Raw genomic sequence first — 21,302 nt, 5'->3', positions numbered from 1 at the left:
CCCGCAGGCCTGCGCCGCGGGGTCTTCGTTCAGCAACGTCTACCTCAGTGCGCGAGGACTGCCAGCAGCAGCAACGCCACGATGTTGGTGATCTTGATCATCGGGTTCACCGCCGGGCCGGCCGTGTCCTTGTAGGGATCGCCGACGGTGTCGCCGGTCACGGCCGCCTTGTGGGCGTCACTGCCCTTGCCGCCGAAATGACCGTCTTCGATGTACTTCTTGGCGTTGTCCCAGGCGCCCCCGCCCGAGGTCATCGAGATCGCGACGAACAGGCCCGTCACGATCACGCCGAGCAGCATCGCGCCCACCGCCGAGAACGCCGCCGACTTGCCGGCCGCCCCGCCCCCGCGATCGCATAGATCACGAAGTAGACGAAGATCGGTGACAGCACCGGAAGCAGCGAGGGGATGATCATTTCCTTGATCGCCGCTTTGGTCAGAAGGTCGACCGCCTTGCCGTAATCCGGCTTGTCGGTGCCTTGCATAATGCCCGGCTTCTCGCGGAATTGTCGGCGGACCTCCTCGACGATCGCGCTCGCCGCGCGGCCCACGGCGGTCATGCCCATCGCGCCGAACAGATACGGCAAGAGACCGCCGAACAACAGGCCTACCACGACGTAGGGATTGTTGAGCGAGAAGTCCGGTTTGACGCCGGCGAAGTAGGCGTGGTGCGCGGAGTCCGCAATGAAGAACTTGAGATCCTCGTTGTAGGCCGCGAACAGCACCAGGGCGCCGAGACCGGCGGAGCCGATCGCGTAGCCCTTGGTCACCGCCTTGGTGGTGTTGCCGACTGCATCGAGCGCGTCGGTCGACTTGCGAACCTCCTTCGGCAGGCCCGCCATCTCGGCAATACCGCCGGCGTTGTCGGTCACCGGACCGAACGCGTCGAGCGCGACGACCATGCCGGCGAGCGCCAGCATCGTGGCGGTCGCGATCGCGATGCCGAACAGGCCGGCGAGGCTGTGGGTGACCAGGATGCCGGCGATGATGACGATCGCGGGCAGCGCGGTCGCTTCCATCGAGATGGCGAGGCCCTGGATCACGTTGGTGCCGTGGCCGGTCACCGAGGCCTGGGCGATCGACTTCACCGGACGATAGTCGGTGCCGGTGTAGTATTCGGTGATCCAGATGATCAGCGCGGTGACGGCAAGGCCGACCACGCCGCACTCGAACAGCGCCATGCCGGTATAGTCGACGCCGGCGAGCTTGCCGAAGCCGATCAGGTAATGGATCACACCGGCGATGCCGACCAGCGAGAGGACGCCGGTTGCGATCAGACCCTTGTAAAGCGCGCCCATGATCGACTGGCTCGGCCCGAGCTTCACGAAGAAGGTGCCGATAATCGAGGTGATGATGCAGATGCCGCCGATGGCGAGCGGCAACGTCATCATGTCGGCGAGGATCGGCGTCTTGGCGAAGAAGATCGCCGCCAGGACCATGGTGGCGACCGCGGTCACCGCATAGGTTTCGAACAGGTCGGCGGCCATGCCGGCGCAGTCGCCGACATTGTCGCCCACGTTGTCGGCGATGGTGGCCGGGTTGCGCGGATCGTCCTCGGGGATGCCGGCCTCGACCTTGCCGACGAGGTCGCCGCCGACGTCCGCACCCTTGGTGAAGATGCCGCCGCCGAGACGAGCGAAGATCGAGATCAGCGAGGCGCCGAAGCCGAGCGCCACCATGGCGTCGATGACGACGCGGCTGTCAGGCGCAAGCTTCAGCGAATGGACCAGGAAGCCGAAATAGAGGGTCACGCCAAGCAGCGCGAGACCCGCCACCAGCATGCCGGTGATGGCGCCCGCCTTGAAGGCGAGCTCGAGACCACCCGCGAGCGACGTGGTCGCCGCCTGGGCGGTGCGCACATTGGCGCGGACCGAGACGTTCATGCCGATGAAGCCGGCCGCCCCCGACAGGATCGCGCCGATGGCAAAACCGATCGCGACGTAGAGTCCCAGGAAATAGGCAAGCAGCACGAAGATGACGATGCCGACCATCCCGATCGTGGTGTATTGACGCCGCAGGTAGGCCTGGGCGCCTTCGCGCACCGCTGCCGCGATTTCCTGCATGCGCGGAGACCCCGCATCCGCGCTCAACACCGAAGACGTCGCCCAGATCGCGTAGACGACGGAAAGCACTCCGCAGAGCACAATCAACCATAATGCTGTCATGTGATTTTTTGCCTCAGATCCTTGATGAACGTACCCCCGGCGCCTTTTGTTTTCCGTCGTGCGGTGCGGCGCCTTGATTTTGAAGAAGGCCGCTCCTTGCCCGAAGGCGCGGCCTTAGTCGGTCACGACCTTGCCAAAATCAAATTGAGGGTGCAACGCCAGATAAGGCCGAAAAGCCGATCTCGGCAGGTATTTAGCCTGTCTTGGCAGCCGGGACGCCGGTTTGGAGCAATTCCTAGAAGTGGCTGTAGGAGAGCCGCTTCAAGACCAGCTCCTGGCCCTGCCCGTCCAGGAAGCGCGGCCGCTCATGGCCCGCGACGATCGTGCCGATGGCCGTGACGGCAAGGCCTGCCGCACGCCCCAAGGCAATCAGCGCGTTGGCTTGCGCTGGCGGAGCGGTGCACAGCACCTCGTAATCGTCCCCTCCGGCCAGCAGCGTCTCGACGGAAACGACCTTGCCTGCGATCAGGCCGGCGGCAGCGGCCGAGAGCGGCACGCTCGTCACGTCGATCGTGGCCGAGACGCCTGATGCCGCACAGAGCTTGGTCATATCTCCAGCAAGGCCGTCGGAGACATCCATCGCAGCCGTCGCATGGTCACGCACGGACTGCGCGAGAGCATTGCGCGGCTGCGGCACGCGATAGCGCGAGATCAGCGTCTCGCGCGCGTGCGGATCGGAGGCCAGCGCATTCGCGACCGCGCCGCCCTTGAGCACGTCAAGGCCAAGCGCGGCGTCGCCGATCGTCCCCGTCACCAGGATACGGTCGCCCGGTTGGGCGCCGGTGCGGCCGACCATCCGCCCCTGCGGCACGCGGCCAAAGGCGGTAATCGAGATCATTTGCGGCCCCGGCGTCGACACCGTGTCGCCGCCGAGCAGCGGACAGACGAAGGTTTTCGCATCCTCGCCGAGCGCGTCCGCGAACGGCCTGAGCCAAGCGTCTTCCTTGCTGCGCAGCGCCAATGTCAGCACGAAGCCGGCCGGCACGGCCCCTTGGCGGCGAGATCGGACAGGTTCACCCGCAGCGCCTTGCGCGCGATGGTATCGGGCGGATCGGTGGCAAGATAATGCACGCCCTCGACCACCGCGTCGGTGGTGACGACGATGTCGCTGCCGAGCGCCTGCAGGATGGCGGCATCGTCCACCAGCCCCAAGGCGCCGGGATCAGTCGCCAGCGGCTTGAAATAGCGCGCGATGAGGGAGTCTTCGGCGGAGGGATTGTGCGGGTTTGTCATCAGCGTCAGCCACACACTTCGCTGTCATCGCCGGGCTTGACCGGGCGATCCAGTATTCCAGAGACGATCGTGTGACATCGATAGGCCGCGGCGTACTGGATCACCCGCCTTCGCGGGTGATGACGGCGGAATATGGGGCAGCCACATCGCATCAATTCACCGCCCTGCGCCTCAATTCACCCCCGCCCGAACTCGTCACCGCGAAACTGGCGGCCGATCTGGTCGAGCACCGCGTTGACCATGCCGGTCTCCTCGCGGTCGACGAAGGCATTGGCGACGTCGACATATTCGGACACGACGACGCGGCCCGGCACGTCCTTGCGGTGTTCCAATTCGTAGGCCCCTGCCCGCAGCACCGCGCGCAGGATCGCTTCGATGCGCTTCAATGGCCAGCCCTTCGACAGCGCCTCGTCGATCAGCGGATCGAGTTTCTTCTGGTCGCGCACGACGCCGGAGACGACGTCGCGGAAGAACGCCGCTTCCGCCGGGAGATATGTGTCGCCCTCGACCTCGTTGCCGAGCCAGTGGCTCTCGAACTCCGCAAAAATGTCGTTGATGCCGGCACCGCCGATATCCATCTGGTACAGCGCCTGCACGGCTGCGAGCCGCGCCGCACCGCGCCGGTTCGCCTTCTTCTCCGTGCCGGCCGGCGGCTTCTTGTTGTTATCGGCCATGATCAAGCCCGCGCCAGCCGGCGCTTTATGCGCAGCATCGCAATCGCGGCCCGCGCGGCATCGCCGCCCTTGTTCAGCTCGCTGGCGCGCGCCCGCGCCCAGGCCTGCGCCTCGGTGTTGACGGTGAGGATGCCGTTGCCGAGCGGCAGCTTTCGCGCCACCGCCAGGTCCATCAGCGCGCGCGAGGATTCCTGCGAGACGATCTCGAAATGGATGGTGTCGCCACGGATCACGCAGCCGAGCGCGATCGCGGCATCATAGGGCTTGCCATTGGTCGCCGCGGCGTCAACCGCGATGGCGATCGCCGCAGGAATCTCCAGTGCACCGGGAACCGTGATGACGTCGTGGGTCAGACCGGCCGCCTTCAGCTCGGCCACCGCGCCTTCGAGCATCGCGTCCTGGAGATCGTCATAGAACCGCGCCTCGACGATCAGCGCGCGTGCGCCGGAAACGTCGGTCTGGTCCTTCAGGGGTGCGCGCCGCGCGTCTGCCATCGTCAAATCCGTTCCACAGGGGTTGGCGCTATGTAGTCGCCACCAGCGGGTAAGCCAAGTTTAAAGACGCCGTCACTTCATTTCCGTCAGCCGCGCCGCGCAGCGGGCCATCAGATCGACCTCGATATTGACCTCATCTCCCGCCTTCCAGCCGCCGATCGTCGTGACCGTCAGGGTGTGCGGGATGATCAGCACCGAAAAGGTCACGTCCTTCACCGTATTAACCGTCAGCGAGACGCCGTCGAGCGTGATCGAGCCCTTGGTCGCGATGAACCGCGCCAGCTCCCGCGTCGTGGAGAGCTCGAACCGCGCCATGTCGGGCAGGTCCTCGCGGCTGACGAGGGTCGCGATGCCATCGGCATGGCCGGCGACGATATGCCCGCCAAGCTCGTCGCCGATCTTGAGCGCACGCTCGAGATTGAGCCTGGTGCCGACCCTCCAATGCTTTGCGGTCGTCAGCGCCAACGTCTCGGCCGCGGCATCGACGTCGAACCAGGTCCTTTGAGCAGAGTCCTTGCCGCCTTCGACGCCGGAAGCAACCACCGTCAGGCAGACGCCGTTGCAGGCGATCGAGGCGCCGTCCGCAATGGTGGTCTGCTCGTAGCGGCAGGCGATGCGCAGCCGGTGCAACTGGCCCTGCGCCGTCGGCGTGAAGCCGACGATCTCGCCGATATCGGTGACAATGCCGGTGAACATCACGCGCGCTCGTAGATGGTGAGAGTATCCTGATCGAAGGTCTCGCTAGCATGAACCTTGTAGGCCTGCGACTGCGTGATTTTCGACAGGGGCAATGCAGCGAGCGCATCCACCCCGTCGGCGCCCACCGCTTCCGCGCCGTGGAACAGCCAGATCTCGTCAACGAGGTCCGCGGCGATGAAGGACGCCGCGACGCGGCTGCCGCCCTCGACCATCAGCCGCGTGATGCCCTTGCCGGCCAATGCATGCAGCACGGCCGCAAGATCGAGTCCCGAGGCATTGCCGGGCGGCACGCGGATCACCTGCGCACCGGCCGCACCGAGCCGCGTGGCGGCCGCGGCCTCCGCGAGTTCAGAACCCACCACCCATAGCGGAATCTCGCGCGCGGAGCCCACGAGCCTGCTTGCGCCGGGAATACGCAGATTCTGGTCGAGCACCACCCGCACCGGCGAGCGCACCGCCATGCCCGGCAGGCGGCAGTCGAGCTGCGGATCGTCCGCCAGCACGGTGCCGATGCCGACCAGGATGGCGTCGCTTTGCGCGCGGAGGAGATGCACCCGGTTGCGCGCCGCCTCGCCGGTGATCGCGACCGGCTTGCCGCCGGCCGCGCCGATCTTGCCGTCGGGCGAGACCGCGAGCTTCAGGATCACATGCGGGCGGCGATCCCTGATGCGACGGAAATGCCCGGCGTGATCGAAGGCGGCTTCGCGCGCGCACAGACCCACATCCACCATGATGCCGGCGGCGCGCAGGCGTGCGTGGCCCTGACCGGCGACTTCCGGATTGGGATCCTCGATCGCGGCCACCACGCGTTTGATGCCGGCGGCGATCACGGCGTCCGCGCACGGTGGCGACTTGCCGAAATGCGAGCACGGCTCCAGCGTGACGTAGAGCGTGGCGCCTCGCGCGGCCTCGCCTGCGCGCCGCAGCGCTTCAGGCTCGCCATGCGGCCGTCCGCCAGGTTGGGTCCAACCGCGGCCGACGATCACGCCGTCCTTGACGATGACGGCGCCGACGGCGGGATTGGGCCAGGTACTTCCCTGCCCGCGCCGGCCGAGCGCCAGCGCAAGCTCCATGAAGCGCCGGTCGGCATCCCTGGACTCGCGCGCCTTCTGCGCGAATTGATCCTCCAGGATGCGGAAGATCATTTGCGGATCGCGGCGAGCCGCGCTTCCTCCTCGCCGGAGAGCTCGCCGAGCACGTCGGCGAAATCCTTGGCCTCGCGGAAATTGCGGTAGACCGAGGCGAAGCGGACATAGGCGACGTCGTCGAGCGTGCGCAGATGCTCCATCACGGTCTCGCCGATCACCTCCGAGGAGATTTCAGCCTCGCCCCCCGTCTCGAGCTCGCGCACGATGGTGGAGACCATCTTCTCCACCCGTTCCGGCTCGACCTGCCGCTTGCGCAAGCTGATCGACACCGAGCGCATCAGCTTGTCGCGGTCAAACGGCACGCGGCGGCCGTTGCGCTTGATCACCGTGAGCTCGCGCAGCTGCACGCGCTCGAAGGTGGTGAAGCGGAAATTGCAGGCGACGCACACGCGCCGCCTGCGTATCACGGAAGAGTCCTCGGTCGGACGCGAGTCCTTCACCTGCGTATCGAGACTGTTGCAGTTCGGGCAGCGCATCCGTTGACCTTGACCGGTTTTTCTTGAGCCTTACTGATAGATCGGGAAACGGTCGGTGAGCACCTTGACCCGTTCCTTGATCGCGGCTTCCACCAGCGGCGCCTTGCCGTCGTCGGACTGCGCGATCGCGTTGAGGACTTCGGCGATCATGCCGCCGACCTGCTGGAATTCAGCGACACCAAAGCCGCGCGTGGTCGCAGCCGGCGTGCCCAGACGAATACCGGAGGTGACGAACGGTGACTCGGGATCGAACGGAATGCCGTTCTTGTTGCAAGTGATGGCGGCGCGAACCAGCGCCTTCTCCGAGGCGTTGCCCTTCAGGCCCTTCGGCCGGAGGTCAACCAGCATCAGATGATTATCGGTGCCGCCCGAGACAATGTCGAACCCGTGGCCCTTCATCGCCTCCGCCAGAGCCTTGGCGTTCTCGACGACGTTCTTGGCATAGACCTTGAAGTCCGGCCGCAGCGCCTCGGCGAAGGCGACCGCCTTGGCCGCGATGACATGCATCAGTGGGCCGCCCTGCAGGCCCGGGAAGATCGCCGAGTTGAATCTCTTGGTCAGCGCCTCATCATTCCACAGCATCAGGCCGCCACGCGGACCGCGCAGCGACTTGTGGGTCGTGGTGGTGGTGATGTGCGCGTGAGGCACGGGCGAGGCATGCACGCCGCCGGCGACGAGACCGGCGAAGTGCGCCATGTCGACCAGGAGATACGCGCCGACGCTGTCCGCGATCTCGCGGAAGCGCTTGAAGTCCCAGGCGCGCGAATAAGCCGAGCCGCCGGCCACGATCAGCTTCGGCTTGACCTCCTCGGCCTGCTTGGCGACCGCGTCCATGTCGATGATCTGGTCCTCGCGGCGCACGGTGTAGTGCGCGGCCTTGAACCACTTGCCGCTCATGTTGACCGGGGAGCCGTGGGTGAGATGGCCGCCGGCCGCGAGATCGAGGCCCATGAAGGTGTCGCCGGGCTGAAGCAGCGCCAGAAACACCGCCTGGTTCATCTGGCTGCCGGAGTTCGGCTGCACGTTGGCGAAGTTGGCGCCGAACAGCTTCTTGGCACGATCGATCGCGAGGTTCTCGGCGACGTCGACCCACTCACAACCGCCGTAGTAGCGCGCGCCCGGATAGCCTTCCGCGTATTTGTTGGTCATCACCGAACCCTGCGCTTCCAGCACGGCACGGCTGACGATGTTCTCGGAGGCGATCAGCTCGACCTCGTGGCGCTGGCGGCCGAGCTCGCCCTTGATGGCGGCTGCGATTTCCGGGTCAGCCTGCTCGAGCGAGGCGGTGAAAAACGAATCGGGCGCGGAGGCGGTTTTGGCGAAGGTCATCTTGCGAATATCTCCACCGCCGCAGCCTTTTGGCGGGCTACGGACGGGTCTGGTGTGGCGATCGGAAGCGGCGAGCGCGATCTACCACATCGCCCGCAACAGGCCAAGGGTTTGCGGGTCGGACTTGTGATTTATGCAAGATATGGTGGGATCGGAGGATTTGGATGACGGGGTGGTATCCGGCGTCCATGTCCAGGAAAGGTCCGCTTTGGCCCCGAAAGGCCGCGCGGGTGCGAGCGGCCGGCCTCTACAGCCCGGTATACCCCGCCTTCACGGGATCCACGCTGCCGTCGAGCTGCCGCAGATAGGTCAGGCCGCAAACCGTCAACCTGTGGGTGTCCTTCTCGCCGGCTTCCATCAAGGTGGTGATGTAGTTCGTGACCTTTTCCCGCGCCTCCGCGCTCGCCGCGGACGTGCGGTTGGCGAGCAAATCGTAGGTATGCATGATCCGGTCGATGGCAGCTTCCATGGCACCCTCTGGTTCTTGCCGCGTTTGGGAGTTGAGATCAGGCAACCGCTTTGGCCTCGGACTGCGCCTCGAACCTGACAATGGCCTTGTTGGCCAGCCTGATCTTGTTGAATTCGCCGTGCTGGAGCAACTTGATGACGATCTCGAGCAGGCGCTCGTCGGTGACGAGGGTGTCCCGGATCGCGCCGGAGCGGCGAAGATAGTTCGCGGCGATGGCGTAGGCCTCGCTCACGAGTTCCACGTTCATCACCCCCACGCCACGCTCGACCAGCATCGTCAGCCTCCGATCCGGAGGAGATAAGCATCGAACCGGGAACTCGTTCCCTGGTGTCGGGGATTTTTTTCGCAACCGCGAAATGGAAAAACGCACCGGTCCGGACACAGCCGGGCCGGCGCGCTTGGGGAAGCTCAGGCACGTTCGGGAGGCTTGCCGGTCTTGTTGCGGGCCGGCTTGGCCTTGTCCCGTCGAAAAGAACTCAGAGACGATACAGGATTTGGTCGGTCCAGAACCGCTCGAGGCGGTGCAGCGATTTGTTCAGGGTCGAGAACTCCTCGCCCGAGATGCCGCCGACCTGTTCGACCGTCTTGACGTGCTTCTGGTAGAGCGAGTCGACGATGCGGCGGATTTCCTGGCCCTGCGGCGTCAGGCGGATGCGCACCGAGCGGCGATCGACGCGCGAGCGCTGATGGTCGAGGAAGCCGAGCTCGACGAGCTTCTTCAGATTGTAGGAAACGTTGGAGCCGAGGTAATAACCGCGCGTGCGCAGTTCGCCCGCGGTCAGCTCCTTGTCGCCGATGTTGTAGAGCAGCAGCGCCTGCACCGAGTTGATGTCCGCACGGCCGCGGCGATCGAACTCGTCCTTGATGACGTCGAGCAGCCGGCGATGCAGCCGCTCCACCAGAGTCAAAGCTTCCAGATAGAGCGTCTGCACCGAACCCTGCTGGCCGGAGACGCGCTCTGCGGTATCTGCCGCAGTTGCGACGGCTTTCATCATGACACTTCCCCTGTTGTCGTTTTTATCGACACTCATTCGACGAAACTTGTGTCCCGTCTGATAGGTGCAACTTAAGGGGCTCGTTTGAAGATCGGCTTAAATAAGAGAATAAAGAGATCATGAATTTAAGACAGTGAATTGCGGATTAAGCCTGTCCCACAAGCACTTTACGCAACAGTCTGTTGACTCTCGCAAGGTCCTGTTCACCCTCCGTCCGCCCCGATTGTCGCATTCCAGAACAGCCTCGCCCCGTTTCGAAACGGCCGCGTAAGAGCTGTGGCGGAACACGCTGGTTAGCGAAAACTTACGTCGAATTTTACGCAACCAGCCGTCAACCAAGCGCGACAATCTCGTGTCCCGGACCAGCACAGCGAAGCCGAGCGCAGAGTCGGGGCAAGAGAGTTTGCTATGGCGGTCGTTCGCGTGCGGCCATCCAGGCGAGCGCGAGATAGGCCGCCAGCATGAAGGCTTCGACGCCGACCACGACCAGGCTGCCGCCGTAGATGCCGGGGAACATCAGCTCGATCACCGCCATCGACACCACGGTCGTCAGCCACACCACGGCGCCCCAAGGCGTCGCCAGCCACAGCCCGACCGCGGCAACGAGTTCGATCACGGCGAAGTAAATGGTCGAGGCCTGCCAGGCCATCGACTGGTTCTCGAAGGCCTCGTCCTCGCCGCCCACGAAGCCCGTCACCTGCGCCCAATGATAGAGGCCCTTGAGGATCGAGAGCAGCGCCATCACCCGCAGGAACAGCACGAGCCGGCGCGTCCAGACATTGTCGTCGGATTCAGCCCGCTCCGACGAGATCGCCGCCACCGACATGGCGCTGTCTCTGGCATTGTCTCGGACGGCATCCCTGGTGCTGTCGCGGGCCGCATCGCGGGTGGAGATCTCGGACATGCCCCCTTCTGGCTGCTTTGCCCCGCAAAATCAATCGGCTGCCATCTTTTGCGACAGGTCAACCCGCGGTGACGGGAACCATGCGAGCTGGTATAAGAATAATTCCAGCCGGAGGAAAAGTAATGGCGATCAAATACGGACGTCCGATCGAGTTGCGCGAGGTCTCGCGCCGGGATGGCACTGGGGCCTCCCCTGCCCTCGATCTGACCGTCCGCCCGCGCCGCAACCGCAAGGCCGAATGGGCCCGGCGCATGGTGCGCGAGAACGTGCTCACGACGGACGATCTGATCTGGCCGCTGTTTCTGATCGACGGCAACAACAAGCGCGAGCAGATCGCCTCGATGCCGGGTGTCGAGCGTCTCAGTGTCGACCAGGCCGTGCGCGACGCCGAGCGGGCGATGAAGCTCACCATCCCGTGCCTCGCGTTGTTTCCCTACACCGATCCGTCCCTGCGCGACGAGGAGGGCTCGGAAGCCACCAACCCGAACAATCTGGTCTGCCAGGCGGTGCGCGCGATCAAGAAGGAATTCCCGGAGATCGGCATTCTCTGCGACGTCGCGCTCGATCCCTTCACCAGCCACGGCCATGACGGCCTGATCTCCGACGGCAAGATCCTGAACGACGAGACGGTCGCTGTGCTCGTGCGTCAGGCCCTGGTGCAGGCCGAAGCCGGCTGCGACATCATCGCGCCCTCCGACATGATGGACGGCCGCGTTGCCGCGATCCGCGAGGGCCTGGATCGCACCGGCCTGCTCGACGTGCAGATCATGGCCTATGCCGCAAAATACGCCTCCGCCTTTTACGGCCCGTTCCGCGACGCCATCGGCTCGGCCAAGACGCTCACCGGTGACAAGCGCACTTACCAGATGGACAGCGCCAACACCGACGAGGCGCTCCGCGAGGTCGAGCTCGACATCGCCGAGGGCGCCGACATGGTGATGGTCAAGCCCGGCATGCCCTATCTCGACGTCGTCCGTCGCGTGAAGGACACGTTCGCGATGCCGACCTTCGCCTATCAGGTGTCCGGCGAATACGCGATGATCGCGGCCGCCGCCAACAACGGCTGGCTCGACGGCGACCGCGCCATGATGGAGAGCCTGCTCGCCTTCAAGCGCGCCGGCGCCGACGGTGTGCTGAGTTATTTCGCACCGAAGGCGGCGGAGAAGCTGCGGACGCAGGGGTAGGCCCCAAGGTCGTCCCGGCGAAGGCCGAGCGCCCCTGTCTCTAATCGTCGTCCTGGCGAAAGCCAGGACCCATACCGGGTGATCTAGCGACAGCACGCGGTATCGATACCGGCGAACGTACTAACTTCCAGTTTTCGCCAAGCTTGTCCCTGGGGTAACGGGTCCTGGCTTTCGCCAGGACGACACTGAGGTGTGGCGCCGCGTCCTTTCCTCCCGCCTCCGCCGCCCCCGAATCGCCGGAATATTTCGGCTTGTTAATCTCGGCGCCCTTGGCACGCGGACGGCCTGTTCCCATGTCCTTCCACGGGAGTCCTGCCACGGGAGTTTCCCTCGGGAGAATGGTCATGTCGTATTCGGACTCGGGCAATGCCTGGCGCAATGACGGTGGGGCGCAGCCACATGCCTACGATCCCTATCTGCACCCGGAACTGTTCCGCGGCGTTGCGACGCGGCGGGTCTTCGCCTTCCTGATCGACATGGTTGTGATCTCGGTGCCGGTGATCCTCGGCTACCTCTTCATCGCGGTGTTCGGCGTGGTCACGCTCGGCATCGGCTGGGCGCTGTTCTGGCTGGCCTGGCCGGCCTCCGTGATCTGGGCCATCGTCTATTACGGCGCCTGCATCGGCGGTCCGTCGTCCGCGACCATCGGCATGCGCGTGATGGATCTTGAGTTGCGCACCTGGTACGGCGCGCCCGGCTATTTCGTGCTCGGGGCCACCCACGCCGTGCTGTTCTGGGTGACCGTCTCGTTCCTGTCGCCTTTCGTCGTCCTGGTCGGCCTCTTCAACGGCCGCAGGCGCTTGCTGCAGGATTTCGTGTTGGGGACGGTCGTGATCAACAATTCCGTTCGTGCGCCGGTGCCCCAGGGCGCCAGGACCTACTGATCAGCGACCTTTCGATCAAGGACCTACTCATCAACCAACCTGGATCAAGAACCTATCAACCTGGACCCGCTATGCTGTCCGATCTGACCTGCCGAGTAGACCGATTGACCGGGGGCTTTCGTAGCGCGATGCTGATGCACATTTTGGAGGCCCACGACGTCCCTTGACCCAGCACTCGCGCGACACCCCGCAATTTTACCTCACGGCGCCCTCCCCCTGCCCCTATCTGCCGGGCCGGCACGAGCGCAAGGTGTTTACGCACCTCGTAGGTGAGCGCGCCGGTGACCTCAACGACCTCCTGACCCATGGCGGCTTTCGTCGCAGCCAGTCGATCGCCTACCGTCCCGCCTGCGACCAGTGTCGCGCCTGCGTCTCGGTCCGGGTGATCGCCAACGAGTTCCGCCCCTCCCGCAACTTCCGCAAAGTCATCGCGCGCAACGCCGACATCATCGGCGAGCAGCGCAGCGCGGTGCCGACCTCCGAGCAATATTCGGTGTTCCGCGCCTATCTCGATTCCCGTCACCGCCATGGCGGCATGGCCGACATGACCGTGCTCGACTACGCCATGATGGTCGAGGACAGCCACGTCGAGACCCGTATCATCGAGTACCGCAAGCGCGGTCCCGACAGCGGCATCACCGGCCGCGGCGAGGAGTTGATCGCGGTGGCGCTGACCGACGTGCTCAGCGACGGCCTGTCGATGGTCTATTCGTTCTTCGAGCCGGGCGAAGTCAGCCGCTCGATGGGCACCTTCATGATCCTCGACCACATTGCCCGCGCCCGGCGGCAGGGATTGCCTTACGTCTATCTCGGCTACTGGATCGAGGGCTCCAAGAAGATGGACTACAAGGCCCGCTTCCTGCCGCAGCAGCGCCTCGCGCCGTCAGGTTGGCTGCGCATCGACGCGCAAGGCGATGCGACGTCCGAGCCGCAGGATTAGCTCTCCGTCATGCCCCGCGAAAGCGGGGCATCCAGTACGCCGCGGCGCCTCGGCTCAGTCACTACTGTCTCTGGAATACTGGGTCGTCCGGTCAAGCCGGACGACGACAGCCGTGGTGTGGTCACCCGAACAGCGTGTCCGCGAGCAGCTTCAAGTTCAAAACCACGATGATGCCGGCGACGATCCACGCGATCGCCGCGACCCATACCGGTATGACGAACTTGCCCATCTTGCGGCGGTCGGAGACGAAGCGGACCAGCGGGATGACGGCGAAGGGCAATTGCATCGACAACACGACCTGGCTGAATACCAGCAGATCAGCCGTGCCGCGCTCGCCATAGATCGCGGTGACGACGATCACGGGAATGATCGCGATGCCGCGGGTCAGCAACCGCCGCGCCCAGCTCGGCAGGCGCAGGTCGAGAAAGCCCTCCATCACGATCTGGCCGGCGAGCGTCGCCGTCACCGTTGAATTCAGGCCCGAGGCGAGTAGCGCCACTGCGAACAGCGTCGAGGCGATGCCGAGGCCGAGCAACGGAGACAGCAGCTCGAAGGCCTGGCCGATCTCGGCGACGTCGGAATGGCCGCTCTTGTGGAAGGTTGCAGCAGCCACCACGAGGATCGCGGCATTGATGAACAGCGCCAGCATCAGGGCGATGGTCGAATCCGTCGTCGCCCATTTGATCGCCTCGCGCCGGCCTTCGTCGTTGCGCTCATAGGCGCGCGTCTGCACGATCGAGGAGTGCAGATAGAGATTATGCGGCATCACGGTGGCGCCGATGATGCCGATCGCGATGTAGAGCATTTCGGGGTTGGTGAAGATCTCGGTCTTCGGCACAAATCCCCTCAGCATCTCGGCGACCGGCGGGGCTGCCGCGGCAAGCTGGACGGTGAAGCAGACTGCGATCACGACGAGCAGCGCGATGACGAAGGCTTCGAGGAAACGGAAGCCCCGATTCATCAGGATGAGCAGCAAAAAGGCATCCAGCGCGGCGATCAGCGCGCCGCCAATCAGGGGAATGCCGAACAGCAGCTTGAGCGCGATCGCGGTGCCGATGACCTCGGCGAGATCGCAGGCGATGATCGCCGCCTCGCAGGCAAGCCAGAGTAGAAAGTTCACGGCCGGCGAATAGGTCCCGCGGCAGGCCTGCGCGAGGTCGCGGTCGGTGACGATGCCGAGCCGTGCCGCCAGCGATTGCAGCAGGATCGCCATCAAATTCGAGAGCAGGATGACGGAGAGCAGCGTGTAGCCGAACTTGGACCCGCCGGCGAGATCCGTCGCCCAATTGCCGGGGTCCATGTAGCCGACCGAAACCAGATAGCCCGGGCCGACGAAGGCGAGCAGGCGCCGCCACCACACCCCCGCGATGGGGAGGGCGACCGAGGCATTCACCTCGGCCAGGCTCTTTGTCATCGGCGCGTCATTGCGCCAGCCGGCAGCATCTCGGGTCAGATCGGGAGAGCGAGCATCCATGCGGCGAGAATACCGAAGTCGAGCCTTATTGCAACTCATTTGCAACTGCATCTAGCCGCGTCGGTCCCTCGGCGGTCGCTATGTGTCGCCCCTGTCGGGAAGCGGGTGGGTTTGGGAGCCTCCCGAGGCGGATACTGGCGCCAACCCGACTTTGCAGGAAACGAGCCATGTCAATTCCCCCGCGCCTCCCCGAGACATTCAACCGCCTCGCCTGGTCCAATTTGGCGGCACAGTCGGCCGAACAGATCGCGCTGGCCGCGGCCCCCATCGTCGCGGTGCTGACGCTCGGCGTGGCAGAAGGCCAGACCGGCCTGCTCCAGACCGCGCTGACTCTGCCCTTCGTCCTCTTCGCCATCCCGGCCGGCCTGCTGGCCGACCGCATCTCCCGCCGTTCGCTGATGGCGGGCGCCGAGGCGCTGCGGGCGGCGGCCCTTGCAGCGATCGTGCTGCTGCTCGCACTCGGCGCGCTCAATCTGCCGCTGCTGGCGCTGCTCGGCTTCGCCGCCGTGTGCGGCACCGTCGTCTACAGCGTGGCCGCGCCGGCGCTAGTGCCCTCGCTGGTGAGTTCGGACCTGTTGCCGGCGGCCAATGCGCGGATCGAGCTCGCACGCACCATCGCCTTCGCCAGCGGGCCTGCGCTCGGCGGCGCGCTGGTGGGCTGGTGGGGCGCGAGCCCGGCCTTCGGCTTTGCGGCAGCGCTCTCGGCCGTCGCCGTCGTGCTGCTCTCCGGCATCTACGAGCCCGCACGCACGCCGGCCCTACGGCGGCATCCGTTCCAGGACATCCGCGAGGGCGCGGCCTTCGTGTTTCATCATCCGCTGCTGCGGCCGGTGTTCATCACCCAGTTCATCTTCAACACCGGATGGTTCCTGCAGATCGCGGTGTTCGTGCCCTATGCGGTACGTCACCTCGGCCTAAACGCGGTCGGCGTCGGCACCGTGCTGACGATGTACGGTGTCGGCATGGTGATCGGCGCGCTGTTCGCGATGCGGGTGATGAAGCGCATCGCGTTCGGCACGGTCGTCGGCCTCGGCCCCGTTACCGGCTTCGTCGCGGCGGTGGTGATGGCGCTGACGGTGCTGGTCCCCTCGCCCTGGCTTGCGGCCTTGAGCTTCTTTCTGCTCGGCGTCGGGCCGATCCTGTGGGTGATCTCGACCACGACGCTGCGCCAGTCGGTGACGCCGCCTCGCCTGCTCGGCCGCGTCTCCGCCATCAACATCATGAGCTATGGCGCCCGTCCGGTCGGCTCGGCGCTGGGTGCGATCGTCGGCGGCCTCTGGAGCGCGGAAGCGTGCCTCTATCTCGCGGCGGCGGTGTTCGGCGTGCAGGCGCTGGTCATTTGGCTCTCGCCCGCGGTGGCGCTGGACCGGCAGCCAGACATGGTGGGCGATGAGGCGGTGGCGCGGTGTTAGCTGCACTGTCATTGCGAGCGAAGCGAAGCAATCCAGAATCCGTCCGCGGAGCAGTCTGGATTGCTTGGTCGCAAGAGCTCCTCGCAATGACGGAGTATGTTGAAGCAGCCAGCCTAGTTCGCCAGATACCGCTCGTAGCTGCCTGTCACCGGCTCGCTCGCGTCCACCTCCGGATCAAGCGTGTAGAGATCCTGCGCACGGCCGATGCCACGCAGCGCGTAGCGGCCGGTGGAGACGAGATAGCGGCGGCCGGCGGCGTCGAGGCCCTTGTAGAATTCCGCCGAGGCCAGCAGCTCGCGATCGACCGAACGGCTCATCGAGGCGATGCGACTGACCTCGTTCACGGTCGGACCGACCACGGTGAAGTCGAGCCGATCCTCGCTGCCGATATTGCCGTAGAAGACCTCGCCGACATGCAGGCCGATATAGGCGGACGTGGTGGGACGGCCCTCCGCGCCCCGCCTCAGGTTCAGCGCAGCGACGTTCTTGCGGAACAGATGCTCGGCGCGCAGCGCCGCGCGCCGAGAATGCGCCATGTCCTCGCCGGTGAACATCGCGAGGACACCGTCGCCGATCAGCTTCAGCACGTCGCCGCCGGCGTCGTGGATCGCGTCGATCACGGCCTGCGCATAGTCGTTGAGGAACGGGATGATCTCGTCGGGGCCGATGCTCTCGCTGATTCCGGTCGAGCCGCGCAGATCCGAATACCACAGCACGGCGTTGATGCGCTCGGTGACGCCGCGCGAGATACGTCCGCTCAAGACCTGCTCTGACGCATCGCGGCCGAGATAGACGCGGCCGAGCGTGCGCGCGATGTCGACCTGCTGCGCCGACTTGATCGCGAGCCCCAGCACCGGCACGAGATCGCGCAGCGCGGCGAGTTCGGCGTCGGCGAAGCCGCTGTCGCGTCGCGTTGTCCAGGAGGAGTAGAGGCAGTCCATCTGCCCCAGCGCTCCGGTCTCCCCGAAGCGGTGCACAAAGGCCAGGAAATGGCGATGACCGGTTTCGGCGAGCTCGCCGATTTGCGAAAAATCGAGCGAGGGCGCGTCGGCGAGGTCGATCACCATCTCGTCGTGACCGTGCTCGAGCAAATGATAGAAAACCGACCGGCGCCAATTGTTGGCCGCGTCGCCCTCGGCCGTCGAGCCGTATTCGACGACGTCGCTCTCGTTGGTCGGTGTATCGCTCCAGCGGAAGGCGCGACCCTCGTAGATCGGGTGCAGCGTATCGATGACGACAAGGCCACGCGAGAGTTCCAGCCCCTCGGCGCGGCAGCGCTCGCAGAAGCCGCGCAGCAGTTCGGGTTCGGGCAGGCCGGTGAGCCCCTGGCCGGCCAACCAGTTCATCAGCGCAAGGCGAGAGGTCAATTGCATGCGCCATTATGGCGTGCATTCGTGACGAGCGAAAGGCGGCGCGCGGAGCTTGCGTCGCCAAAGCTCCGCTCACGGCCAAGGCTCCCGCCCGCGGCAGGTCGCATATGTCGCGGACGCTGTTGACGCGCTCCCGCCTCGGGCGGCAAATGCGAATGATGACACCGCCGATCAGAAATACGGGGATATGAGCCAGCGCCAGCTTCCGATCATCCTGGCGCTCGGTACCACGCAGACCCTGGCCTGGGCCTCGAGCTACTATCTGCCGGCGCTGCTCGCCGATCCCATGGCGCGCGATCTCGGTATCTCCTCCAACTGGGTGTTTGGCGCGTTCTCGGCCTCGCTGGTGATTTCGGCGCTGCTCGGGCCGCGCATCGGGCGACAGATCGATCTGGTCGGCGGCCGGCAGGTCCTCTCGGTGTCGAACCTGACGATCGCCGCCGGCCTCGTTCTGCTCGGCCTCTCGCAATCGGTGGCGGTGATGGCAATGGCCTGGCTCGTGCTCGGCATCGGCATGGCGATGGGTCTCTACGACGCCGCCTTCGCCGCGCTCGGGCGCATCTACGGCACCGAGGCGCGCAGGCCGATCACCGGCATCACGCTGATGGCGGGCTTTGCATCGACCGTCGGCTGGCCGCTCACCGCCTGGGGCCTGTCGCATTTTGGCTGGCGCGACACCTGCTTCGCCTGGGCCGCTGCCAATATCCTGATCGGCCTGCCGCTCAATTTCTTCCTGCTGCCGACGATCAAGGGCGCCAAGCAAGCAGCGGCGACAGCGGCGAAGCCGCATCTGCCGCTCGACCGCACCATGGTGCTGCTCGCCTTCATCTTTGCCGCGGTCTGGACCGTCACCGGCGCGATGGCCGCGCATTTCCCGCGCATCCTGGAGGCAACCGGCGCGACGCCGGTCGAGGCGATCGCGGCCGGTGCGCTGATCGGCCCCGCGCAAGTGGCCGCACGGGTTCTGGAGGCAGGCTTCCTCAGCCGCTTTCATCCGCTGTGGTCGACGCGGCTCGCCTGCCTCACTCACCCGATCGGCGCGGTGGTCGTGGCGATCTTCGGCGGCGCCGCGGCCAGTGCGTTTGCGCTATTCCACGGCTCCGGCAACGGCATCCTGACCATCGCGCGCGGCACGCTGCCGCTGTCGATCTTCGGCCCCAAGGATTTCGGCTATCGCCTCGGCGTCATCGGCGCGCCGGCACGGATGGCGCAGGCCGTGGCGCCGCTGGCCTTTGGCCTGCTCATCGACGTCATGGGCGCCAAGGTGCTGATCGTCTCCTCCGCGCTCAGCCTCTCGGCGCTGGCCGCGCTGTTCATGATCCGCGCGCAACCGCGGCCGGATTGACCGGGCCGGAGCTTTCGCGCACAAGCGCAGCATGACCGAAGACACGCGCCCACCCCGCACATTCAAAGGCCTCCTGCGCTGGGCGACTACGCCGCCGCAGGCCTGGGGTGTCTATCTCCTCGCCGTCATCCTGGTCTGGCTGATCTCCTTCTACGCCGGCTCGCTGAAACCGAAGAAGGCGCCGGAAGCGAGCCCACCGCCGGTCACGGCACCGCGCACCTAGGCCGGCTTCGTTTCGCCGGTCGCGATCCAGATGCCGGCGAACACGGCGACCAGCCCGATCAGTAGATTTGGCGTGATCGGCTCGCCGATCAGCAGCGCGGCGAGCAAGGTGGCGGCGATCGGATTGACCGTCATCGTATTGGCGACCCGGGTCGGCGTCGCGCGCGCCAGCGCCATGACCCAGAGGATGAAGGCGAGCGCACCGCCGCCGATGCCGAGATAGATGCCGGCAATCCACTGCGCCGTCGTGAACTGCCCCAGCGCTGCAAAGCTGCCCTTCACGATACCCGCAAGCACCAGCACGGCGGCGCCTGCTCCCATGCCGACCGTGAGAAAGCCGAGCGGGCTGGAGCGCTGCATCAGCGGGCGCGACAGCACGTTGTAGAACGCCATGCAGAACACGGCACCGGTCATGATCAGCTCGCCGCGCCAGGCCTCGGGCGGGCTTTGCGCCAGGCCCGCGGCCAGTGCCGCCGCCACGCCGAGCACCGCGATGCCGACGCCGGTGATCTTGCGCGCCGTCAGCCGCTCGACGCCGAGGATGGCGCCGACCACCATGGTGTGGAGCGGCAGCGTCGCCAGCGCGAGACTGGCGCGCGCGGCGGTCGTGTAGGACACCGCGATGTTGTAGAGGATGAAGAACACGCCGAAAAAGCAGATGCCGAGCAGCGCCACGGCCGGCCAGTCGGACCGCTGCGGCCAGCGCACGCCGAGCAGAAGCGCGCACGGCAGCAGGCAGAGAAAGCCGATCCCCCAGCGCAGGATCGCGAGCAGGATCGGATCGGCGCCGCCGACCAGATAGCGGGTGATCGCCGCGGCAGTGCCGCCAAGGCTGCTCGACGCCAGCGCGATCGCAACCCCGGCCCACTCACCCACAATCGTCTCCCGTTGCGGAGCTTGCTGAGGGCGCTAGCACGCCCCTGCTGCCACCGTAGTGGCAACAGGGGCGTCGCGGGAAGCTAGTCGTAAAACTCGGGCGACATCTTCTGGCTGTCGCGCTGGATCTTGTCGTGGTTGATCCAGAGTTGCGCCTTCTCCTTGCCGAGCGTGTCGGCGATCTTCTGCATCGAGGCCGCGCTCTGGTCCTTGTTGGCGTTCATGCTCGGCACACGGCGGTTGTCCCAGTTGTCTTTGAAGTGCACCGCATCGCCCGACAGCACGACGGCGCCGGTCTTCGGCAGCTTCACCAGCAGCGATTGGTGTCCCGGCGTATGGCCGGGCGTCGACAGGATGGTCACGCTGCCGTCGCCGAACACGTCCTTGTCGCCCGCAAGCAGCTCGACCGGATGCGACGGCTTGAAGCGCGGCTCGTTGTTGGCGCCGGGCCAGTCATACTCGGCCTTCTGCACATAGAGCATGGCCTGCGGGAACAGCTCGACATTGCCGGTATGGTCGGGATGGGTGTGCGAGACGGCCATCATCTTGACGTCACCGGGCTTGAGGCCGAGCTGTTCGAGCTGCGCGGCAAGCGTCTTCGGCCGGCGCCAGGTCACGGCTTTGGGATCGGCGGGCGCAAGGCCATTCGGCATCGCGGCGACTGCGTCGGCGATGCCGGTATCCCACAGGAACCAGCCCTTGGCGTGCTTCACGAGATAGCAGCTGTCGACGAAGTCCATCGTCTTGCCCTCATTGAGACCGGGCGTCCAGCGCGAGATGTCGCCGGCGGTGCCCTCGCCGCAATTGAGCACGTAGAGTTTTTCGACACCGGTCTTTTCGGACTGCGCGAGCACCGCATGACCGGACAGAACGAGTGCAGCGACAACGACGGCGAGCTTGATCTTTTTGATCTTTGGCATCATTCGTTCCTCCCTTGCAGCCAGGTCGGCTGTCTTGTCGGCTGTGACCGAGGATCAACCCTGGTCCGTTCGCAGAATTCCCGCAGACCG

Annotated in this window: 20 protein-coding genes and 2 pseudogenes; 6 read left to right on the top strand and 16 right to left on the bottom strand. The window is 65.6% G+C overall.

From position 1 onward, the window contains the following. Window positions 1–44: 44 nt before the first annotated feature. From AB3L03_RS35520 to AB3L03_RS35465, 12 genes and pseudogenes are all read right to left on the bottom strand, one after another. Window positions 45–2,164 (bottom strand): annotated as a pseudogene (locus AB3L03_RS35520) (sodium-translocating pyrophosphatase). Between the two features lie 235 nt (window positions 2,165–2,399). After that, window positions 2,400–3,397, bottom strand: a pseudogene (gene thiL, locus AB3L03_RS35515) (thiamine-phosphate kinase). A gap of 176 nt (window positions 3,398–3,573) precedes the next feature. After that, window positions 3,574–4,071, bottom strand: coding sequence for a transcription antitermination factor NusB (gene nusB / locus AB3L03_RS35510; protein ID WP_007611091.1), 498 nt, complete (start codon window positions 4,069–4,071; stop codon window positions 3,574–3,576). Window positions 4,072–4,073: 2 nt separating this feature from the next. Beyond that, the gene (gene ribH, locus AB3L03_RS35505) at window positions 4,074–4,565 is read right to left on the bottom strand and encodes a 6,7-dimethyl-8-ribityllumazine synthase (RefSeq protein WP_018456854.1); all 492 of its coding nucleotides are present in this window, start codon (window positions 4,563–4,565) and stop codon (window positions 4,074–4,076) included. Window positions 4,566–4,637: 72 nt separating this feature from the next. Next, on the bottom strand, window positions 4,638–5,261 hold the full coding sequence (locus tag AB3L03_RS35500) for a riboflavin synthase (protein ID WP_368507962.1): 624 nt from the start codon (window positions 5,259–5,261) through the stop codon (window positions 4,638–4,640). Next, window positions 5,261–6,409: a bifunctional diaminohydroxyphosphoribosylaminopyrimidine deaminase/5-amino-6-(5-phosphoribosylamino)uracil reductase RibD gene (gene ribD, locus AB3L03_RS35495; RefSeq protein WP_085357405.1), complete on the bottom strand. Its 1,149-nt coding sequence runs from the start codon at window positions 6,407–6,409 to the stop codon at window positions 5,261–5,263. Before ribD ends, AB3L03_RS35500 begins: the two co-directional genes overlap by 1 nt. After that, complete coding sequence (nrdR, locus tag AB3L03_RS35490; RefSeq protein ID WP_007603426.1) at window positions 6,406–6,888, bottom strand: transcriptional regulator NrdR; 483 nt, start codon at window positions 6,886–6,888, stop codon at window positions 6,406–6,408. Before nrdR ends, ribD begins: the two co-directional genes overlap by 4 nt. A 30-nt stretch (window positions 6,889–6,918) precedes the next feature. Next, window positions 6,919–8,217, bottom strand: coding sequence for a serine hydroxymethyltransferase (glyA, locus tag AB3L03_RS35485; RefSeq protein ID WP_368507961.1), 1,299 nt, complete (start codon window positions 8,215–8,217; stop codon window positions 6,919–6,921). 247 nt (window positions 8,218–8,464) lie between these two features. Continuing rightward, window positions 8,465–8,686, bottom strand: a complete 222-nt coding sequence (locus AB3L03_RS35480; RefSeq protein ID WP_018456859.1) for a hypothetical protein — start codon at window positions 8,684–8,686, stop codon at window positions 8,465–8,467. 37 nt (window positions 8,687–8,723) lie between these two features. Continuing rightward, window positions 8,724–8,960 (bottom strand): hypothetical protein, encoded by a 237-nt coding sequence (locus AB3L03_RS35475; protein WP_026233256.1) that lies wholly within the window; start codon window positions 8,958–8,960, stop codon window positions 8,724–8,726. A 202-nt stretch (window positions 8,961–9,162) separates the two neighbouring features. Then, window positions 9,163–9,681 (bottom strand): MarR family winged helix-turn-helix transcriptional regulator, encoded by a 519-nt coding sequence (locus tag AB3L03_RS35470; protein WP_018456861.1) that lies wholly within the window; start codon window positions 9,679–9,681, stop codon window positions 9,163–9,165. Window positions 9,682–10,087: 406 nt separating this feature from the next. Next, on the bottom strand, window positions 10,088–10,585 hold the full coding sequence (locus tag AB3L03_RS35465) for a DUF6163 family protein (protein WP_007611119.1): 498 nt from the start codon (window positions 10,583–10,585) through the stop codon (window positions 10,088–10,090). 122 nt (window positions 10,586–10,707) lie between these two features. Between AB3L03_RS35465 and hemB the strand changes: the two genes are divergently transcribed. From hemB to AB3L03_RS35450, 3 genes are all read left to right on the top strand, one after another. After that, complete coding sequence (hemB, locus tag AB3L03_RS35460) at window positions 10,708–11,769, top strand: porphobilinogen synthase (protein ID WP_018456862.1); 1,062 nt, start codon at window positions 10,708–10,710, stop codon at window positions 11,767–11,769. 344 nt (window positions 11,770–12,113) lie between these two features. Further along, on the top strand, window positions 12,114–12,653 hold the full coding sequence (locus tag AB3L03_RS35455; RefSeq protein ID WP_007611123.1) for an RDD family protein: 540 nt from the start codon (window positions 12,114–12,116) through the stop codon (window positions 12,651–12,653). Between the two features lie 163 nt (window positions 12,654–12,816). Further along, the gene (locus tag AB3L03_RS35450) at window positions 12,817–13,593 is read left to right on the top strand and encodes an arginyltransferase (protein ID WP_018458387.1); all 777 of its coding nucleotides are present in this window, start codon (window positions 12,817–12,819) and stop codon (window positions 13,591–13,593) included. Between the two features lie 121 nt (window positions 13,594–13,714). Here AB3L03_RS35450 and AB3L03_RS35445 read toward each other — a convergent pair whose 3' ends face one another. Beyond that, on the bottom strand, window positions 13,715–15,067 hold the full coding sequence (locus AB3L03_RS35445) for an Nramp family divalent metal transporter (RefSeq protein WP_018458388.1): 1,353 nt from the start codon (window positions 15,065–15,067) through the stop codon (window positions 13,715–13,717). A gap of 167 nt (window positions 15,068–15,234) precedes the next feature. Here AB3L03_RS35445 and AB3L03_RS35440 point away from each other — a divergent pair, with 167 nt between their 5' ends. Then, window positions 15,235–16,479, top strand: coding sequence for an MFS transporter (locus tag AB3L03_RS35440; protein ID WP_368507960.1), 1,245 nt, complete (start codon window positions 15,235–15,237; stop codon window positions 16,477–16,479). 113 nt (window positions 16,480–16,592) lie between these two features. Here AB3L03_RS35440 and AB3L03_RS35435 read toward each other — a convergent pair whose 3' ends face one another. After that, window positions 16,593–17,852, bottom strand: a complete 1,260-nt coding sequence (locus AB3L03_RS35435; RefSeq protein ID WP_368507959.1) for an adenylate/guanylate cyclase domain-containing protein — start codon at window positions 17,850–17,852, stop codon at window positions 16,593–16,595. Window positions 17,853–18,036: 184 nt separating this feature from the next. Here AB3L03_RS35435 and AB3L03_RS35430 point away from each other — a divergent pair, with 184 nt between their 5' ends. Then, window positions 18,037–19,194, top strand: a complete 1,158-nt coding sequence (locus tag AB3L03_RS35430) for an MFS transporter (RefSeq protein WP_368507958.1) — start codon at window positions 18,037–18,039, stop codon at window positions 19,192–19,194. 31 nt (window positions 19,195–19,225) lie between these two features. Next, entirely contained in the window at window positions 19,226–19,417 is a 192-nt protein-coding gene (locus AB3L03_RS35425; protein WP_085353412.1) for a hypothetical protein, read from the top strand. Here AB3L03_RS35425 and AB3L03_RS35420 read toward each other — a convergent pair. After that, window positions 19,414–20,292, bottom strand: a complete 879-nt coding sequence (locus AB3L03_RS35420) for a DMT family transporter (RefSeq protein ID WP_085353414.1) — start codon at window positions 20,290–20,292, stop codon at window positions 19,414–19,416. The two genes, AB3L03_RS35425 and AB3L03_RS35420, sit on opposite strands and share 4 nt — an antisense overlap. A gap of 83 nt (window positions 20,293–20,375) precedes the next feature. Then, window positions 20,376–21,215: an N-acyl homoserine lactonase family protein gene (locus tag AB3L03_RS35415; protein ID WP_085353415.1), complete on the bottom strand. Its 840-nt coding sequence runs from the start codon at window positions 21,213–21,215 to the stop codon at window positions 20,376–20,378. Window positions 21,216–21,302: the final 87 nt, after the last annotated feature.

This window comes from Bradyrhizobium lupini (genome assembly GCF_040939785.1).
GTDB classification, from domain to species: domain Bacteria; phylum Pseudomonadota; class Alphaproteobacteria; order Rhizobiales; family Xanthobacteraceae; genus Bradyrhizobium; species Bradyrhizobium canariense_D.
Note: the sequence above shows the minus strand (reverse complement) of the source record. Positions and strands in the feature narration are given on the sequence as shown.

Coding starts and splice junctions, on each gene's coding strand:
- glyA (WP_368507961.1), bottom strand. CDS start 8,217: ATGACCTTCGCCAAAACCGCCTCCGCGCCCGATTCGTTTTTCACCGCC.
- AB3L03_RS35445 (WP_018458388.1), bottom strand. CDS start 15,067: ATGGATGCTCGCTCTCCCGATCTGACCCGAGATGCTGCCGGCTGGCGC.
- ribH (WP_018456854.1), bottom strand. CDS start 4,565: ATGGCAGACGCGCGGCGCGCACCCCTGAAGGACCAGACCGACGTTTCC.
- AB3L03_RS35455 (WP_007611123.1), top strand. CDS start 12,114: ATGTCGTATTCGGACTCGGGCAATGCCTGGCGCAATGACGGTGGGGCG.
- hemB (WP_018456862.1), top strand. CDS start 10,708: ATGGCGATCAAATACGGACGTCCGATCGAGTTGCGCGAGGTCTCGCGC.
- nrdR (WP_007603426.1), bottom strand. CDS start 6,888: ATGCGCTGCCCGAACTGCAACAGTCTCGATACGCAGGTGAAGGACTCG.
- ribD (WP_085357405.1), bottom strand. CDS start 6,409: ATGATCTTCCGCATCCTGGAGGATCAATTCGCGCAGAAGGCGCGCGAG.
- AB3L03_RS35435 (WP_368507959.1), bottom strand. CDS start 17,852: ATGCAATTGACCTCTCGCCTTGCGCTGATGAACTGGTTGGCCGGCCAG.
- AB3L03_RS35475 (WP_026233256.1), bottom strand. CDS start 8,960: ATGCTGGTCGAGCGTGGCGTGGGGGTGATGAACGTGGAACTCGTGAGC.
- AB3L03_RS35440 (WP_368507960.1), top strand. CDS start 15,235: ATGTCAATTCCCCCGCGCCTCCCCGAGACATTCAACCGCCTCGCCTGG.
- AB3L03_RS35465 (WP_007611119.1), bottom strand. CDS start 10,585: ATGTCCGAGATCTCCACCCGCGATGCGGCCCGCGACAGCACCAGGGAT.
- nusB (WP_007611091.1), bottom strand. CDS start 4,071: ATGGCCGATAACAACAAGAAGCCGCCGGCCGGCACGGAGAAGAAGGCG.
- AB3L03_RS35415 (WP_085353415.1), bottom strand. CDS start 21,215: ATGATGCCAAAGATCAAAAAGATCAAGCTCGCCGTCGTTGTCGCTGCA.
- AB3L03_RS35430 (WP_368507958.1), top strand. CDS start 18,037: ATGAGCCAGCGCCAGCTTCCGATCATCCTGGCGCTCGGTACCACGCAG.
- AB3L03_RS35500 (WP_368507962.1), bottom strand. CDS start 5,261: ATGTTCACCGGCATTGTCACCGATATCGGCGAGATCGTCGGCTTCACG.
- AB3L03_RS35470 (WP_018456861.1), bottom strand. CDS start 9,681: ATGATGAAAGCCGTCGCAACTGCGGCAGATACCGCAGAGCGCGTCTCC.
- AB3L03_RS35425 (WP_085353412.1), top strand. CDS start 19,226: ATGACCGAAGACACGCGCCCACCCCGCACATTCAAAGGCCTCCTGCGC.
- AB3L03_RS35480 (WP_018456859.1), bottom strand. CDS start 8,686: ATGGAAGCTGCCATCGACCGGATCATGCATACCTACGATTTGCTCGCC.